At 59.8% G+C, this 15214-nt stretch carries 15 protein-coding genes and 1 pseudogene; 12 read left to right on the plus strand and 4 right to left on the minus strand.

The features are described from left to right. The first annotated feature begins 148 nt into the window (after positions 1-148). A complete protein-coding gene (locus BFL40_RS17645; RefSeq protein ID WP_071485188.1) occupies positions 149-1741 on the plus strand; it encodes an ABC transporter substrate-binding protein in 1593 nt (530 codons plus the stop codon). A gap of 28 nt (positions 1742-1769) precedes the next feature. On the opposite strand, the gene radC is transcribed toward BFL40_RS17645, so the two are convergent. Continuing rightward, entirely contained in the window at positions 1770-2444 is a 675-nt protein-coding gene (gene radC, locus BFL40_RS17650; protein WP_071485189.1) for a RadC family protein, read from the minus strand. A gap of 143 nt (positions 2445-2587) precedes the next feature. Between radC and coaBC the strand changes: the two genes are divergently transcribed. From coaBC to argB, 4 genes and pseudogenes are all read left to right on the plus strand, one after another. After that, positions 2588-3796 (plus strand): bifunctional phosphopantothenoylcysteine decarboxylase/phosphopantothenate--cysteine ligase CoaBC, encoded by a 1209-nt coding sequence (coaBC, locus tag BFL40_RS17655; RefSeq protein ID WP_016970585.1) that lies wholly within the window; start codon positions 2588-2590, stop codon positions 3794-3796. Positions 3797-3801: 5 nt separating this feature from the next. Next, positions 3802-4257 carry a dUTP diphosphatase gene (gene dut, locus BFL40_RS17660; protein WP_071485190.1) on the plus strand — a complete coding sequence of 152 codons (456 nt, stop codon included), beginning with the start codon at positions 3802-3804 and terminating at the stop codon, positions 4255-4257. Positions 4258-4504: 247 nt separating this feature from the next. Then, positions 4505-5920 (plus strand): annotated as a pseudogene (locus BFL40_RS17665) (phosphomannomutase/phosphoglucomutase); the annotation flags it as partial. 21 nt (positions 5921-5941) lie between these two features. Beyond that, a complete protein-coding gene (argB, locus tag BFL40_RS17670; RefSeq protein ID WP_017735763.1) occupies positions 5942-6847 on the plus strand; it encodes an acetylglutamate kinase in 906 nt (301 codons plus the stop codon). A gap of 144 nt (positions 6848-6991) precedes the next feature. On the opposite strand, the gene pyrE is transcribed toward argB, so the two are convergent. Then, positions 6992-7636, minus strand: coding sequence for an orotate phosphoribosyltransferase (gene pyrE, locus BFL40_RS17675; RefSeq protein ID WP_071485192.1), 645 nt, complete (start codon positions 7634-7636; stop codon positions 6992-6994). An 82-nt stretch (positions 7637-7718) separates the two neighbouring features. Here pyrE and crc point away from each other — a divergent pair, with 82 nt between their 5' ends. After that, positions 7719-8498: a catabolite repression control protein Crc gene (gene crc / locus BFL40_RS17680; protein WP_003195493.1), complete on the plus strand. Its 780-nt coding sequence runs from the start codon at positions 7719-7721 to the stop codon at positions 8496-8498. A gap of 58 nt (positions 8499-8556) precedes the next feature. Here the strand turns inward: crc and BFL40_RS17685 are convergent, their stop codons facing one another. Then, positions 8557-8925, minus strand: a complete 369-nt coding sequence (locus BFL40_RS17685; RefSeq protein WP_071485193.1) for a DUF4870 domain-containing protein — start codon at positions 8923-8925, stop codon at positions 8557-8559. 22 nt (positions 8926-8947) lie between these two features. Beyond that, complete coding sequence (gene rph / locus BFL40_RS17690; RefSeq protein WP_016975928.1) at positions 8948-9670, minus strand: ribonuclease PH; 723 nt, start codon at positions 9668-9670, stop codon at positions 8948-8950. Positions 9671-9888: 218 nt separating this feature from the next. Here rph and BFL40_RS17695 point away from each other — a divergent pair, with 218 nt between their 5' ends. From BFL40_RS17695 to BFL40_RS17720, 6 genes are all read left to right on the plus strand, one after another. Beyond that, positions 9889-10752 (plus strand): YicC/YloC family endoribonuclease, encoded by an 864-nt coding sequence (locus tag BFL40_RS17695; RefSeq protein ID WP_056860836.1) that lies wholly within the window; start codon positions 9889-9891, stop codon positions 10750-10752. A gap of 10 nt (positions 10753-10762) precedes the next feature. Further along, a complete protein-coding gene (gmk, locus tag BFL40_RS17700; protein ID WP_017253726.1) occupies positions 10763-11383 on the plus strand; it encodes a guanylate kinase in 621 nt (206 codons plus the stop codon). 167 nt (positions 11384-11550) lie between these two features. Next, complete coding sequence (rpoZ, locus tag BFL40_RS17705; RefSeq protein ID WP_003176920.1) at positions 11551-11814, plus strand: DNA-directed RNA polymerase subunit omega; 264 nt, start codon at positions 11551-11553, stop codon at positions 11812-11814. A 60-nt stretch (positions 11815-11874) separates the two neighbouring features. After that, a complete protein-coding gene (spoT, locus tag BFL40_RS17710; RefSeq protein WP_016975931.1) occupies positions 11875-13980 on the plus strand; it encodes a bifunctional GTP diphosphokinase/guanosine-3',5'-bis pyrophosphate 3'-pyrophosphohydrolase in 2106 nt (701 codons plus the stop codon). A 24-nt stretch (positions 13981-14004) separates the two neighbouring features. Next, a complete protein-coding gene (gene ridA / locus BFL40_RS17715; protein ID WP_003176922.1) occupies positions 14005-14385 on the plus strand; it encodes a RidA family protein in 381 nt (126 codons plus the stop codon). Between the two features lie 56 nt (positions 14386-14441). Next, complete coding sequence (locus tag BFL40_RS17720) at positions 14442-15185, plus strand: hypothetical protein (RefSeq protein ID WP_071485194.1); 744 nt, start codon at positions 14442-14444, stop codon at positions 15183-15185. Positions 15186-15214 lie beyond the last annotated feature (29 nt).

Below are 15214 nucleotides of genomic sequence, written 5' to 3' on the forward strand. Positions count from 1 at the left end.
GCGAAACGCGCTGAGGCGCCATCAAAACAGCATTTGAGGCAAAAGCACAGGCAAAAATGGGCTAGTCATTTATCAATCAGACCACTACGGTAGGACTTTTCCAGACTGCACTCGCAGATGGGCCTTCGATCTGCAAAGGAAACCGAACATGCGCCTCGCTGCCCTACCGCTATTGCTTGCCCCTCTATTTATCGCGCCGCTGGCCCAGGCGGCCACGAGTCTGAGCGTTTGCACCGAGGCCAGCCCCGAAGGGTTTGATGTGGTGCAATACAACTCGCTGACCACCACCAACGCCTCAGCCGACGTGCTGATGAACCGCCTGGTGGACTACGACGCGGCAAGCGGCAAGCTGGTGCCGAGCCTTGCGGATAGCTGGGAAGTCTCGCCGGATGGCCTGACGTATACCTTCAAACTGCACCCCGATGTGAAATTCCATCGCACCGAATACTTCACCCCAAGCCGCACCCTGACCGCCGAAGACGTGCGCTTCAGCTTTGAACGCATGCTCGACCCGGCCAACCCGTGGCACAAGATTGCCCAGAGCGGCTTCCCGCATGCGCAATCTCTACAATTGCCGGCACTGATCAAGAAGATCGACGCCCTCGACCCCCTGACCGTACGCTTTACCCTGGATCACGCGGACTCCACCTTCCTTGCCGCCCTGAGCATGGGCTTTGCCTCAATCTACCCGGCGGAATACGCCGACAAACTGCTCAAGGCCGGCACGCCGGAGAAGCTCAACAGCCAACCGATCGGCACAGGCCCGTTCGTTTTTGTGCGCTTCCAGAAAGATGCCGTGGTGCGCTACAAAGCCAACCCGGAGTACTTCGCCGGTAAACCGTCTGTGGATAACTTGATCTTCGCGATCACCCCGGACGCCAATGTGCGCCTGCAGAAACTGCATCGCGACGAATGCCAGATCGCCCTGTCACCCAAGCCCCTGGATGTGGGCGAAGCCAAAAAAGACCCCGCACTCAAGGTGGAAAAAACCGCTGCCTTCATGACCGCGTTCGTCGCAATCAACAGCCAGCATCCACCCTTGGACAAGCCGGAAGTGCGCCAGGCAATCAACCTGGCCTTCGACAAAACCAGCTACCTCAAGGCCGTGTTTGAAGGCACCGCTGAAGCCGCCAACGGCCCTTACCCACCCAATACCTGGAGTTACGCCAAGGACTTGCCGGGTTATCCACAGGACCTCGCCAAGGCCAAGGCCCTGCTGGACCGAGCCGGGCTCAAGGACGGCTTCAAAACCACTATCTGGACGCGCCCGACGGGCAGCTTGCTCAACCCGAACCCAAATCTCGGCGCACAACTGTTGCAGGCTGACTTGGCCAAGGTCGGCATCCAGGCCGAGATTCGCGTGATCGAATGGGGCGAGCTGATTCGCCGAGCCAAAGCGGGCGAGCACGACCTGCTGTTCATGGGCTGGGCCGGCGACAACGGCGACCCGGATAACTTCCTGACCCCGCAGTTCTCCTGCGCGGCGGTGAAGTCCGGTACCAACTTCGCCCGCTATTGCGACCCGGCCCTGGACAAGTTGATCAGCGCCGGCAAGACCACCAGCGAGCAAGGTGTACGCAGCAAGCTCTATCAACAAGCCCAGGCGCAGATCCAACAGCAGGCATTGTGGCTCCCGCTGGCACACCCGACGGCGTTTGCCCTGGCACGCAAGAATGTCGAAGGATATGAGGTGAGCCCGTTTGGGCGGCAGGATTTCTCCAAGGTCAGCGTCAAACCCTGAGAACCAACCCCGCCCTGACAACGCGGGGTTACATCCACCCATATTCGGCCATCGACAGCGGGTCACCATCACCGACGATGATGTGATCCAGCACCCGCACATCCACCACTTCCAAAGCCTTTTGCAGCAATTTGGTTAATTTTCGATCAGCTGCACTCGGCTCGACGCTCCCGGAAGGATGGTTGTGGCAGAGGATCAACGCTGCCGCGTTGTACGCCAAGGCACGCTTGACCACTTGCCGGGGGTAAACCACAGCGGCATCGATGGTGCCCTGGAATAACGCCTCGAAACCCAACACCCGATGCCTTGAGTCAAGAAACAGACAGCCGAAGATCTCGTGGGGCTCATGACGCAACAGCGCCTTGAGGTAGTCGCGCACGGCCAGCGGACTCTCCAACACCGAATCACTGCGCAAGCGCTCGGCCAGATGGCGCCGGGACATTTCCAGCACCGCCTGCAACTGGGCGAACTTCGCCGGCCCCAGCCCCAAGTGCTGGCTGAACAGTGTCTGGCTAGACTCCAGCAGTGGGCGAAGACCGCCGAATTGCGCCAATAGATGGCGCGCCAGGTCGACCGCGCTTTTGCCGGAAACCCCGGTACGCAGAAAGATCGCCAACAGCTCGGCATCGGACAGACTCGCCGCGCCCCACTCCAAAAGCTTCTCCCGTGGACGCTCCGCTACGGGCCAATCACGAATACTCATCCCACCTCCATGTGCACGTGCGCCGCTGTTGCCGAGCGGACGCTGTGTTATCTTAAGCCCTCTTTTTTGCCTGCGATTTCCCCTGGGGAGGGGGCATCGCAGGCGTCACTGAACTGGCATCACTGAACTGGAAAGGCAAACCAATGCAGCGTCTGTATCGGAAACGCATCGTTCTCGGCGTCGGCGGCGGCATTGCCGCCTACAAGAGCGCAGAGCTGGTTCGCAGGCTCCTGGACCAGGGCGCAGAAGTGCGCGTGGTCATGACCCGCGGCGGCAGTGAGTTCATCACCCCGCTGACCATGCAAGCCCTCTCCGGCCACCCGGTTCACCTCGACCTGCTGGACCCGGCGGCCGAAGCCGCCATGGGCCATATCGAGTTGGCCAAATGGGCCGACCTGGTACTGATCGCCCCGGCCACTGCCGACCTGATCGCTCGTTTGGCCCAAGGCATTGCCGATGACCTGCTGACCACCCTGGTACTGGCCACCGACGCCACCGTCGCCATTGCCCCGGCCATGAACCAAGCCATGTGGCGCGACCCGGCCACCCAAGCCAACACCCAGCTCCTGCAAAGCCGTGGCCTCAAGGTGTTCGGCCCGGCGTCCGGCAGCCAGGCCTGCGGCGACGTCGGCATGGGCCGCATGCTCGAAGCCACTGACCTCGCGCTGTGCGCCGCCGAGTGCTTCCAGCACCTGGCCCTGACCGGCAAGCACGTGTTGATTACCGCCGGCCCGACCCAGGAAAACATCGACCCGGTGCGCTACATCACCAACCATAGCTCAGGGAAAATGGGCTTTGCCCTGGCGGAAGCGGCGGTCGAGGCAGGCGCGCGCGTCACCCTGATCACCGGTCCGGTGCATTTGCCGACCCCCGATCGCGTCACGCGAATCGACGTAGTCAGCGCCCGAGACATGCTGGCGGCCTGTGAGGCGGCAATTCCCTGCGACCTGTTTATCGCCTCGGCAGCGGTTGCGGATTACCGCCCGGAAGTCGTTGCACCGCAAAAGCTCAAGAAAGACCCTACAAGCGGCGACGGCCTGCTCCTGCAAATGGTGCGCAACCCGGACATTCTGGCGACCATTGCCACTCGCCCGGACCGTCCGTTCAGCGTCGGTTTTGCCGCCGAGACTGAGCACCTGCTGGACTACGCCGCGCGCAAATTGAAAGACAAAAACCTCGACCTGATCGTTGCCAATGATGTCGCCAACCCGAGCATCGGCTTCAACAGCGAGGAAAACGCCTGCAGCGTGATCGATCGCGACCTGCATGCCACCCTTTTCGCCCAGACCAGCAAGGGCAAGATTGCCCGCCAACTGATCTCATTTATCGCCCAACGGCTGAACCAGGTTTAATTTCCATGCACGCTTTGCAAGCCAAGATCCTCGACCCACGCATCGGCAGCGAATTCCCACTGCCAGCCTACGCCACACCGGGCTCCGCTGGCCTGGACCTGCGCGCCATGCTCAAGGAAGACACCGTCCTCGAGCCAGGCCAGACCATCCTGATCCCTACCGGCCTGTCGATCTACGTCGGCGACCCGGGCCTGGCGGCGCTGATCCTGCCGCGCTCCGGCCTGGGCCACAAACACGGCATCGTGCTGGGCAACCTCGTTGGCCTGATCGACTCCGACTACCAGGGCGAGTTGATGGTGTCGTGCTGGAACCGTGGTCAGACCGCCTTCAACATCGCCATCGGTGAGCGCATTGCCCAACTAGTGCTGGTGCCGGTAGTGCAAGCGCATTTCGAACTGGTGCAGGAGTTCGATGAGACTCAGCGCGGCGCAGGCGGTTTCGGGCATTCCGGCAGCCACTGACTAAGCTGAATCAGGCTGGGCGCCATTGTCCGGCCTGATGCCACCGCAAGGCTTTTCAGGATGAAGAATGCGCGGACTTAATCAGCGAGATTTCCCCAGTGGAATCAATGAATTATGCGACCACCAACGCAAAATCAGCACTCCGATGGCATCTTTGCATCACGAACTCTCTGCCGAAAAAACCGTCATACCCTTCAGCTTGAGCCAGCCGGTCAGCCCTATTCAGGCCAGCTTTACCCCTTTTTAGATGGAGTTTCCCCCCGCGATGAGTACCGCAGCCCGAGTAGCCCCGACCTTCCCTGACAGCATTTTTCGCGCCTACGACATTCGTGGCGTAGTGCCCAAGACCTTGACCGCCGAAACCGCCTACTGGATCGGTCGCGCCATCGGCTCCCAGAGCTTGGCTCAGGGCGAGCCCAACGTCTCGGTAGGCCGTGACGGCCGTCTGTCCGGCCCGGAACTGGTGGAGCAACTCATCCAGGGCCTGGCCGACAGCGGCTGCCATGTCAGCGACGTCGGCCTGGTGCCAACGCCTGCGCTGTACTACGCCGCGAACGTATTGGCCGGCAAATCCGGGGTGATGCTCACGGGTAGCCATAACCCGTCGGACTACAACGGTTTCAAGATTGTCATCGCCGGCGACACCCTGGCCAACGAGCAGATCCAGGCCCTGCACACCCGCCTCAAGACCAACGACCTGACCAGCGGTGAAGGCAGCATCACCAAAGTCGACATTCTTCAGCGCTACTCGGATGAAATCACCCGCGACGTCAAACTCGCTCGCCGCCTGAAGGTGGTGGTGGACTGCGGCAACGGCGCGGCCGGCGTGATCGCTCCGCAACTGCTCGAAGCGCTGAACTGCGAAGTGATTCCGCTGTTCTGCGACGTCGACGGCAATTTCCCCAACCACCACCCCGACCCGGGCAAACCTGAGAACCTGGTGGACTTGATCGCCAAGGTCAAGGAAACCGGTGCCGACGTGGGGCTGGCCTTCGACGGTGACGGCGATCGCGTCGGCGTGGTGACAGACACCGGCGAGAATGTATTCGCCGACCGCCTGCTGATGCTGTTCGCCCGTGACGTTGTGGCGCGCAACCCTAACGCCGAAATCATCTTCGACGTGAAATGCACTCGCCGCCTCACGCCGCTGATCAAGGAATACGGCGGTCGCCCGCTAATGTGGAAGACCGGTCACTCGTTGATCAAAAAGAAAATGAAGGAAACCGGTGCCTTGCTGGCCGGCGAAATGAGTGGCCACGTGTTCTTCAAGGAACGCTGGTTCGGGTTTGACGACGGCATTTACAGCGCCGCCCGTCTGCTGGAGATCCTCAGCAAGGAAAAATCTACCGCGCAGGAGCTGTTTCAGACCTTCCCGAATGATATTTCTACGCCAGAGATCAATATCCATGTGACCGAGGAGAGCAAATTCAGCATCATTGACGCACTGCACGATGCGCAATGGGGCGAAGGCGCCAACCTGACCACCATTGATGGTGTGCGAGTCGATTACGCCCAAGGCTGGGGCCTGGTTCGCGCGTCCAATACCACACCGGTACTGGTCCTGCGTTTCGAGGCGGATACCGAGGCGCAGTTGCAGCGCATCAAGGACGTGTTCCACGCCCAGTTGAAACGTGTTGCCCCTGATCTCCAATTACCGTTCTGATTTTTTGCACCGGAGCCCTGAATGACCCTCGAACGCGAAGCCGCAGCCAACACCGCCAAGGTCCTTTCCGAAGCGTTGCCTTACATTCGACGCTACGTCGGCAAGACGCTGGTGATCAAGTACGGCGGCAATGCCATGGAAAGCGAAGAGCTGAAAACCGGCTTTGCTCGCGACATCGTGTTGATGAAAGCCGTGGGGATCAACCCGGTGGTGGTGCACGGTGGCGGCCCGCAAATCGGCGACCTACTCAAGCGCTTGTCGATCGAGAGTCACTTCATCGATGGCATGCGCGTGACTGACGCGCAGACCATGGATGTGGTGGAGATGGTCCTCGGCGGCCAGGTGAACAAGGACATCGTCAACCTGATCAACCGTCACGGCGGCAGCGCCATCGGCCTGACAGGTAAGGATGCGGAACTGATCCGTGCGAAAAAGCTGACCGTTACCCGTCAGACGCCGGAAATGACCCAGCCGGAAATCATCGACATCGGCCAGGTTGGCGAAGTGATCGGTATCAATACCGACCTGCTGAACCTGCTGGTCAAAGGCGACTTCATTCCGGTGATCGCGCCAATCGGCGTAGGCGCCAACGGTGAGTCCTACAACATCAACGCCGACCTGGTAGCGGGCAAAGTGGCCGAAGCACTGAAAGCTGAAAAGCTGATGCTGCTGACCAACATCGCTGGCTTGATGGACAAGGAAGGCAAGGTTTTGACCGGCCTGACCACCCAACAAGTCGACGAACTGATCGCTGACGGCACTATCTACGGTGGCATGCTGCCGAAGATCCGCTGCGCGCTGGAAGCGGTGCAAGGTGGCGTCGGTAGCTCACTTATTCTGGATGGCCGGGTACCGAATGCGATCCTGTTGGAAATCTTCACTGACACCGGTGTGGGTACGCTGATCAGCAATCGCAAGCGTCCTTAACCGCTAAAAACAAAAAGCCCTCGCTCAATTGAATTGAGCGAGGGCTTTTTTGTGGGAACTGGCTTGCCTGCGATGCAGGCACCTCGGTGTATCAGTTGCAACGAGGTGATGCTATCGCCGGCAAGCCCGGCTCCCACAGGGTAATCAAACGCCGAACTGCTCGCGGTACGCACGCACTGCCGGCAGGTGTTGCTTGAGCTGCGGGTCATCTTCCAGGAACTGCAACACCTGGTTCAACGACACGATACTCACCACCGGGATGCCAAAATCACGCTCCACTTCCTGGATTGCCGACAACTCACCGTTGCCACGCTCCTGGCGGTTCAGCGCAATCAGCACGCCTGCAGCCTTGGCGCCGTCCTGGGAAGCGATGATCTGCATCACTTCACGGATGGCAGTGCCGGCGGTGATCACATCGTCGATGATCAGCACATCACCAGTGAGCGGTGCGCCCACCAGGCTACCGCCCTCGCCATGGGCCTTGGCCTCTTTGCGATTGAAGCACCACGGCAGATCCTTCCCGTGATGTTCAGCCAAAGCCACAGCAGTAGCCGCCGCCAAAGGAATACCTTTGTAGGCTGGACCGAACAATACGTCGAAGGAAATACCGCTTTCAACGATGGCCGCCGCATAGAAACGACCCAGTTGAGCCAGGGCCGAACCCGAGTTGAACAAGCCTGCATTGAAGAAGTACGGGCTGGTGCGCCCGGACTTGAGGGTGAACTCACCGAAGCGCAAAACGCCGCGATCGATGGCAAAACGAATGAAATCGCGTTGATACGCCTGCATGAAAAAAGCCTCAGATACCACGGATTTAGCTAATTAGGTAGACGGCGTGTATCATACACGCACGCGATTTTTGGGGCCATTTATGCGGATCATCAGTGTGAACGTCAATGGTATTCAGGCTGCAGTCGAGCGTGGTTTGCTCAGTTGGCTGCAAGCACAGAATGCCGACGTCATCTGCCTGCAGGACACCCGCGCCTCCGCCTTTGAACTGGACGACCCAGCCTTCCAACTGGATGGCTACTTCCTTTATGCCTGCGATGCCGAAGTGCCCACCCAAGGTGGCGTGGCTTTGTATTCGCGGTTGCAACCCAAGGCGGTCATCAGCGGCCTCGGCTTCGAGACAGCCGACCGCTACGGGCGCTACCTGCAAGCCGATTTCGACAAGGTCAGCATCGCGACCTTGCTGCTCCCTTCGGGGCAGAACGGCGATGAAGACTTGAACCAGAAGTTCAAGCTAATGGACGACTTCGCCCGTTACCTGGATAAACAGCGGCGTAAACGTCGCGAGTACATTTACTGTGGCTCGCTGTACGTGGCGCAACAAAAGCTGGATATCAAGAACTGGCGCGACAGCCAGCAATCCCCGGGCTTCCTGGCGCCGGAACGTGCCTGGATGGACGAGATTGTCGGCAACATGGGTTATGTCGATGCCCTGCGTGAAGTCAGCCGTGAAGGCGACCAGTACAGCTGGTGGCCGGATAACGAACAGGCTGAGATGCTCAACCTGGGCTGGCGTTTCGACTACCAGCTGCTGACCCCAGGCCTGCGCCGTTTTGTACGCAGCGCACGCCTGCCACGTCAGCCGCGTTTCTCGCAGCACGCGCCACTGATCGTGGACTACGACTGGACACTGACCATCTAAGGTCTTTTTCCAGGCACAAAAAAACCGACATGGCTGTCGGTTTTTTTGTGAGCGTTCATTATTTGACCAGTCGCCACGTGAAGGGATAACGGTAGGCGATCCCCTTGTTGGCCTTGATCGCGCCAATGATCGTCAGCACCACGGTTGCGATGGCCAGGGCCGTCATCAGGAAAAACCCAATCACCGCGAAGGCCAGCACGATACAAACGATCCAGGCGATAGCCACCGTGATCTGGAAGTTCAAGGCTTCCTTGCCCTGATCATCAATGAACGGGTCCACTTCCTTCTTCATCTGCCACAGGATCAGCGGCCCTACGACGCTGCCGAAGGGGAATGCAAACCCAAGAAACGCCGCGAGATGGCACAACATTGCTCCCTGACGCACTTCATAGGAAGGCGTAGGCACGGGTAGCTGACTGTCACTCATGGCGTTTCTCCTTGAAGCCGACTCAGTCAGCCAGTGCGGCGTTCTGCAGCTCGAAGATTTCGGTCATGCCTTTCTGGGCCAGGGCCAGCATGGCGTTCAGCTCGGCCGGCTGGAACGGCGCGCCTTCAGCAGTGCCCTGCACTTCGATGAAACCACCGGTGCTGGTCATCACCACGTTCAGGTCAGTCTCGGCAGCCGAGTCTTCCAGGTAGTCCAGGTCCAGAACAGGTTCGCCCTGGTACATGCCGACCGATACGGCAGCGATCATCTGCTTGAGCGGGTCGCCGCCTTTCAGGCCGCCGCGCTTCTTGATCACTTTCAATGCGTCAACCAGGGCCACCATGGCGCCGGTGATGGACGCGGTGCGGGTGCCGCCGTCGGCCTGAATCACGTCGCAATCGACGTACAGGGTCACGTCACCCAGCTTGGACATGTCCAGGGCTGCGCGCAGGGAACGGCCGATCAGGCGCTGGATTTCCAGGGTACGGCCACCTTGCTTGCCACGGCTGGCCTCACGCTGGTTACGCTCGCCGGTAGCACGCGGCAGCATGCCGTATTCAGCGGTCAACCAACCCTGGCCCTGGCCTTTAAGGAAACGCGGCACGCCGTTTTCGACGCTGACGGTGCAGATAACCTTGGTATCGCCAAACTCGACCAGTACAGATCCCTCGGCGTGTTTGGTGTAGTTGCGGGTGATGCGGATCGAGCGGAGCTGATCGGCAGCGCGACCACTTGGACGTTTCATAGGGAGACACCTGTACTGAGGACGAAAAACTGCCGAGCATTATAGAGCCGCCAGCCGATTCGGGGCACTTCTAAAAAATTCGGTTACGAAAGGCCCGTCAATTGCCCTTTGTTTGGGCGCGCTCGCCCCACTGCGCTACAATCCTGCGCCTTCGCAGCCCGTCTGCTTCAATTTACCCATCAGCCCGTGTTTGCGGGACTGCAACGCGAGGTACCTCCATGGTGCACAGCATGACCGCCTTCGCCCGCGTCGAAAAAGCCGGCGTCCAAGGCACCCTGAGCTGGGAGTTGCGCTCGGTCAACAGCCGTTACCTGGAACCGCACCTGCGCCTGCCGGAATCATTCCGCGACCTTGAAGGCGCGGTCCGTGAAGCGCTGCGCCAGGGCATCTCCCGTGGCAAGCTGGAATGCACCCTGCGTTTTACCGAAGAAACCACCGGCAAGCCGCTGCAGGTTGACCGCGACCGCGCTGCGCAACTGGTCGCCGCCGCTGAAACCATCGCCGGTTTGATCAAACAGCCCGCAGCACTCAACCCTCTGGAAGTGTTGGCCTGGCCTGGCGTACTGGTGGCCGACGCCACCGACCCGCAAGCCCTCAACGCTGAAGCCCTTGCCCTGTTCACCCAGGGTTTGAAGGAGCTCAAGGCCGGCCGTGAGCGTGAAGGTGCCGAGCTGGCCCGCTTGATCAACGAGCGCCTGACCTCGATCGAAGAAGACGTCGTCACCCTGCGCGAACTGGTGCCACAAATGCTCGCCACCCAGCGTCAGAAGGTCCTTGATCGCTTCACCGACATGAAGGCCGACCTCGACCCTGTGCGCCTGGAGCAGGAAATGGTCCTGCTGGCACAAAAGAGTGATGTCGCCGAAGAGCTCGATCGCCTGAGCACCCACATCCTCGAAGTGCGCCGCGTGCTCAAGTCCGCCGGTGCCGCCGGTCGGCGCCTGGACTTCCTGATGCAGGAACTCAACCGCGAAGCCAATACACTGGGCTCCAAGGCGTTTGACCCGCGCAGCACTACGGCTGCGGTCAACCTCAAAGTGTTGATCGAGCAGATGCGCGAACAAGTACAGAATATTGAGTAAGGCAACCTCCATGACCCACAGCACCGGCACCCTTTACATCATTTCCGCCCCCTCGGGCGCGGGCAAGAGCAGCCTGGTCAAGGCCTTGACCGACGCTGACGAGCAGATCCGCATCTCGGTCTCCCACACCACCCGCGCCATGCGCCCGGGTGAGGTGAACGGCGTGCACTATCACTTTGTCGAGCGTACCGAGTTCGTGAAGATGATCGAGCACGGCGACTTCCTGGAGCGCGCCGAAGTATTCGGCAACCTTTACGGCACCTCGCAGAGTCACTTGCAGCAGACCCTGGACGAAGGCCACGACCTGATCCTGGAAATCGACTGGCAAGGCGCCGAGCAAGTGCGCCAATTGATGCCCAAGGCACGCTCGATCTTCATCCTGCCGCCGTCCCTGCAAGCGTTGCACCAGCGCCTGACCAACCGTGGCCAGGACAGCGACGAGATCATCGAAGGCCGCATGCGTGAGGCCGTCAGCGAAATGAGCCATTACGTCGACTACGACTACCTGATCATCAATGACGATTTTGCCCATGCGCTGGATGATTTGAAGGCGATTTTCCGCACCAATCAGCTCCAGCAAAAGCGTCAACAGCAGCGTTTCGGCAAATTGCTGGCCGAACTACTCGGTTGATTGGCTCTTCCCAAAACCGCTGCAAGGGCTTTACATTGGCACTTGCAGCGGTTTTACGAAGGCTCGCGAAAAATCAGCGCTTCCCTAAACGCTGGTGATTTTTTAAACTGTTTAGTCCGCTCGCCCAACCGGGCAGCGCGCATCTTGCATTCGCTCCGAGGAATACCATGGCCCGCGTAACCGTTGAAGACTGCCTAGAACACGTGGATAACCGCTTTGAGCTGGTCATGCTCTCTACCAAGCGTGCCCGTCAACTGGCCACTGGCGGCAAAGAGCCCCTGGTCCAGTGGGAAAACGACAAGCCTACCGTTGTAGCCCTGCGTGAAATCGCTGAAGGCCTGATGAGCTACGAGTTCATCGCTAACGCCGAAATCGTTGAAGACGAACCGCTGTTTGCAGCGTTCGAGGACGAGTCCAACGAGGCCGTCTAAGCCTATGCCTGGTCGACGTAGCACGGCGCGGGGTCACAGCCAACGGCAGGAGTTCACACTTTGCCGAGCATAGACGCCCTCGCCGATCGCTTATCGGCCTACCTCGGCCCAGACCAGGTCAACCTGGTCCGCCGAGCGTATTTCTACGCCGAACAAGCCCACGACGGCCAACGCCGCCGCAGTGGCGAAGCGTATGTCACGCATCCCCTTGCGGTGGCAAATATTCTGGCCGACATGCACATGGACCATCAAAGCTTGATGGCCGCGATGCTGCATGACGTGATTGAAGACACCGGCATCGCCAAGGAAGCGCTCAGCGCGCAATTTGGCGAAACCGTGGCCGAACTGGTCGACGGGGTCAGCAAACTGACCCAGATGAATTTCGAGACCAAGGCCGAAGCCCAGGCGGAAAACTTCCAGAAGATGGCCATGGCCATGGCCCGCGATATCCGGGTAATTCTGGTCAAGCTGGCCGACCGGCTGCACAACATGCGCACGCTGGAAGTGCTGTCCGGCGAAAAGCGCCGGCGCATCGCCAAGGAAACCCTGGAAATCTACGCGCCCATCGCCAACCGGCTGGGCATGCACGCCATTCGTATCGAATTCGAAGACCTCGGTTTCAAGGCCATGCACCCGATGCGCTCGGCACGCATCTACCAGGCGGTCAAACGCGCCCGGGGCAACCGCAAGGAAATCGTCAACAAGATCGAAGAGTCCCTGAGCCATTGCCTGGCGATCGACGAGATTGAAGGCGAGGTCAGTGGTCGGCAAAAACACATCTACGGCATCTACAAGAAGATGCGCGGCAAGCGTCGGGCCTTCAACGAGATCATGGACGTGTATGCGTTCCGGATCATCGTCGACAAGGTCGACACCTGCTACCGCGTGCTGGGCGCTGTGCATAATTTGTACAAACCCCTGCCGGGCCGTTTCAAGGACTACATCGCAATCCCCAAGGCCAACGGCTATCAGTCGCTGCATACCACCCTGTTTGGTATGCATGGGGTGCCGATCGAGATCCAGATCCGCACCCGTGAAATGGAAGAGATGGCCAACAACGGCATCGCTGCCCATTGGCTGTACAAATCCAGCGGCGACGAGCAGCCAAAAGGCACGCATGCCCGCGCCCGCCAGTGGGTCAAGGGCGTGCTGGAGATGCAGCAACGTGCCGGCAACTCCCTGGAATTTATCGAAAGCGTGAAGATCGACCTGTTCCCGGACGAGGTCTACGTGTTCACGCCAAAAGGCCGGATCATGGAGCTGCCCAAAGGCTCCACGGCAGTCGACTTTGCTTACGCAGTGCACACCGACGTCGGCAACAGCTGCATCGCTTGCCGGATCAACCGCCGCCTGGCCCCGCTGTCGGAACCCCTGCAAAGTGGCTCCACGGTGGAGATCGTCAGCGCACCGGGCGCTCGCCCTAACCCGGCCTGGCTCAATTTCGTGGTCACCGGCAAGGCGCGCACTCACATCCGCCACGCCCTGAAACTGCAGCGCCGTTCCGAATCCATCAGCCTGGGCGAACGCCTGCTGAACAAAGTGCTCAACGGTTTCGACAGTGCCCTGGACAAGATTCCGACCGAGCGCGTGCAAGCGATGCTGCACGAGTATCGCCAGGAAACCATCGAAGACCTGCTCGAAGACATCGGCCTGGGCAACCGCATGGCCTATGTAGTCGCCCGCCGCCTATTAGGCGAAGGCGAACAGCTGCCGAGCCCCGAAGGCCCGCTGGCAATTCGCGGCACCGAGGGCCTGGTGCTCAGCTACGCCAAGTGCTGCACACCGATCCCGGGCGACCCGATTGTCGGCCACCTGTCTGCGGGCAAAGGCATGGTCGTGCACCTGGACAACTGCCGCAACATCACCGAAATCCGCCACAACCCGGAAAAGTGCATCCAGCTTTCTTGGGCCAAGGATGTCACCGGCGAATTCAACGTCGAGCTGCGGGTTGAACTGGAACACCAGCGCGGCTTGATCGCCTTGCTGGCCAGCAGCGTCAACGCGGCCGACGGCAATATCGAGAAAATCAGCATGGACGAGCGTGATGGGCGCATCAGCGTGGTCCAGTTGGTGGTCAGCGTGCACGACCGCGTGCACCTGGCCCGCGTGATCAAAAAACTGCGCGCCTTGACCGGGGTAATCCGCATCACCCGCATGCGTGCCTAACAGACCTATTACAAGGAGTCACACATGACCAAGACCGTTATCACCAGCGACAAGGCCCCGGCCGCCATCGGTACTTACTCCCAGGCGATCAAGGCGGGCAATACCGTCTACATGTCCGGCCAGATCCCGCTGGACCCAAAGACCATGGAACTGGTTGAAGGCTTTGAAGCCCAGACCGTACAGGTCTTCGAAAACCTCAAGTCGGTTGCTGAAGCTGCCGGTGGTTCGTTCAAAGACATCGTCAAACTGAACATCTTCCTCACCGACCTGAGCCACTTCGCCAAGGTCAACGAGATCATGGGCAAGTACTTCGAACAACCGTATCCAGCCCGCGCCGCCATCGGCGTTGCCGCTCTGCCAAAGGGCGCGCAGGTTGAGATGGACGCGATTCTGGTCATCGAGTAAAACACCCGGCGCAGCCTCTACAGGCTGCGTCGACTTCGTTTTAGAAGGATTTCGTAATGCGCAAAGCGCTTGTAGCCTCTTCGTTGCTCGCCCTGTTGCTCGGCGGCTGTGCCAGCAACCCCGCAGACCTGGATGTGAGCGGCACCTGGATCAACCAGGCCGCCATCGACGCGGCAGCCAAGGGCGGCCCTTTGCGTGAAGCCCTGCAATCCTATGGCCCGAACCTCGAATGGGAGGTCAACACCAAGGCTTCGCAGGCACGCTACTACAACGGTTTTGAAGTAGCCGAAGGCAAATTGCTCGGTGAAAAATCCGGCGCCTGGAGCGTCGGCTTCTACGGCAGCTCCGCTACCGAACTCAAGCGCAAAGGCAAACAACTGCTGCAAGTGGCCAACGATAACGAGCCTGAGCAGCTGTTCGCACGCGCCAAAGACCCGGCTCCAGAAGGCGCGCCATTGGGCGCCAACTTCGAACGCGCACTGTATGCGGCCTATATGGGCGGCAGTTGGAAGATCACCAACGGCAATAACGAAGGCGCCACCGTCCAGTTCCAGGCCAACGGCCAGGTGACCGGTTTGCCTGGTGCGGATCAGTATTCGCTGTGCCTGGCAGGCGACTGCGCCTCCATGAGCGGCGGCTACGACAGCATCTGGCTACAACTGAACGGCCAGGGCAACCCGTGGATTTTTGCGCGCAAGGGCAAGCAACTGGAAATTTTCCAGGCGGTGAATACTGCACACGCGGACGAAGTGCCTCAGTTCACTCCCGGGCCACGCCAGTGGTTGCTGGAAAAGCAATAACCAGCATCACATAGATCTAAATGTGGGAG

The organism is Pseudomonas costantinii (genome assembly GCF_001870435.1).
GTDB classification, from domain to species: Bacteria; Pseudomonadota; Gammaproteobacteria; order Pseudomonadales; family Pseudomonadaceae; genus Aquipseudomonas; species Aquipseudomonas costantinii.

Bases quoted from the DNA above. Each gene is read 5' to 3' on its own strand.
- BFL40_RS17720 (WP_071485194.1), top strand. From the start codon at position 14,442: ATGCGCAAAGCGCTTGTAGCCTCTTCGTTGCTCGCCCTGTTGCTCGGC.
- dut (WP_071485190.1), top strand. From the start codon at position 3,802: ATGCACGCTTTGCAAGCCAAGATCCTCGACCCACGCATCGGCAGCGAA.
- ridA (WP_003176922.1), top strand. From the start codon at position 14,005: ATGACCAAGACCGTTATCACCAGCGACAAGGCCCCGGCCGCCATCGGT.
- BFL40_RS17695 (WP_056860836.1), top strand. From the start codon at position 9,889: ATGGTGCACAGCATGACCGCCTTCGCCCGCGTCGAAAAAGCCGGCGTC.
- pyrE (WP_071485192.1), bottom strand. From the start codon at position 7,636: ATGCAGGCGTATCAACGCGATTTCATTCGTTTTGCCATCGATCGCGGC.
- BFL40_RS17685 (WP_071485193.1), bottom strand. From the start codon at position 8,925: ATGAGTGACAGTCAGCTACCCGTGCCTACGCCTTCCTATGAAGTGCGT.
- radC (WP_071485189.1), bottom strand. From the start codon at position 2,444: ATGAGTATTCGTGATTGGCCCGTAGCGGAGCGTCCACGGGAGAAGCTT.
- gmk (WP_017253726.1), top strand. From the start codon at position 10,763: ATGACCCACAGCACCGGCACCCTTTACATCATTTCCGCCCCCTCGGGC.
- BFL40_RS17645 (WP_071485188.1), top strand. From the start codon at position 149: ATGCGCCTCGCTGCCCTACCGCTATTGCTTGCCCCTCTATTTATCGCG.
- rpoZ (WP_003176920.1), top strand. From the start codon at position 11,551: ATGGCCCGCGTAACCGTTGAAGACTGCCTAGAACACGTGGATAACCGC.
- rph (WP_016975928.1), bottom strand. From the start codon at position 9,670: ATGAAACGTCCAAGTGGTCGCGCTGCCGATCAGCTCCGCTCGATCCGC.
- crc (WP_003195493.1), top strand. From the start codon at position 7,719: ATGCGGATCATCAGTGTGAACGTCAATGGTATTCAGGCTGCAGTCGAG.
- coaBC (WP_016970585.1), top strand. From the start codon at position 2,588: ATGCAGCGTCTGTATCGGAAACGCATCGTTCTCGGCGTCGGCGGCGGC.
- argB (WP_017735763.1), top strand. From the start codon at position 5,942: ATGACCCTCGAACGCGAAGCCGCAGCCAACACCGCCAAGGTCCTTTCC.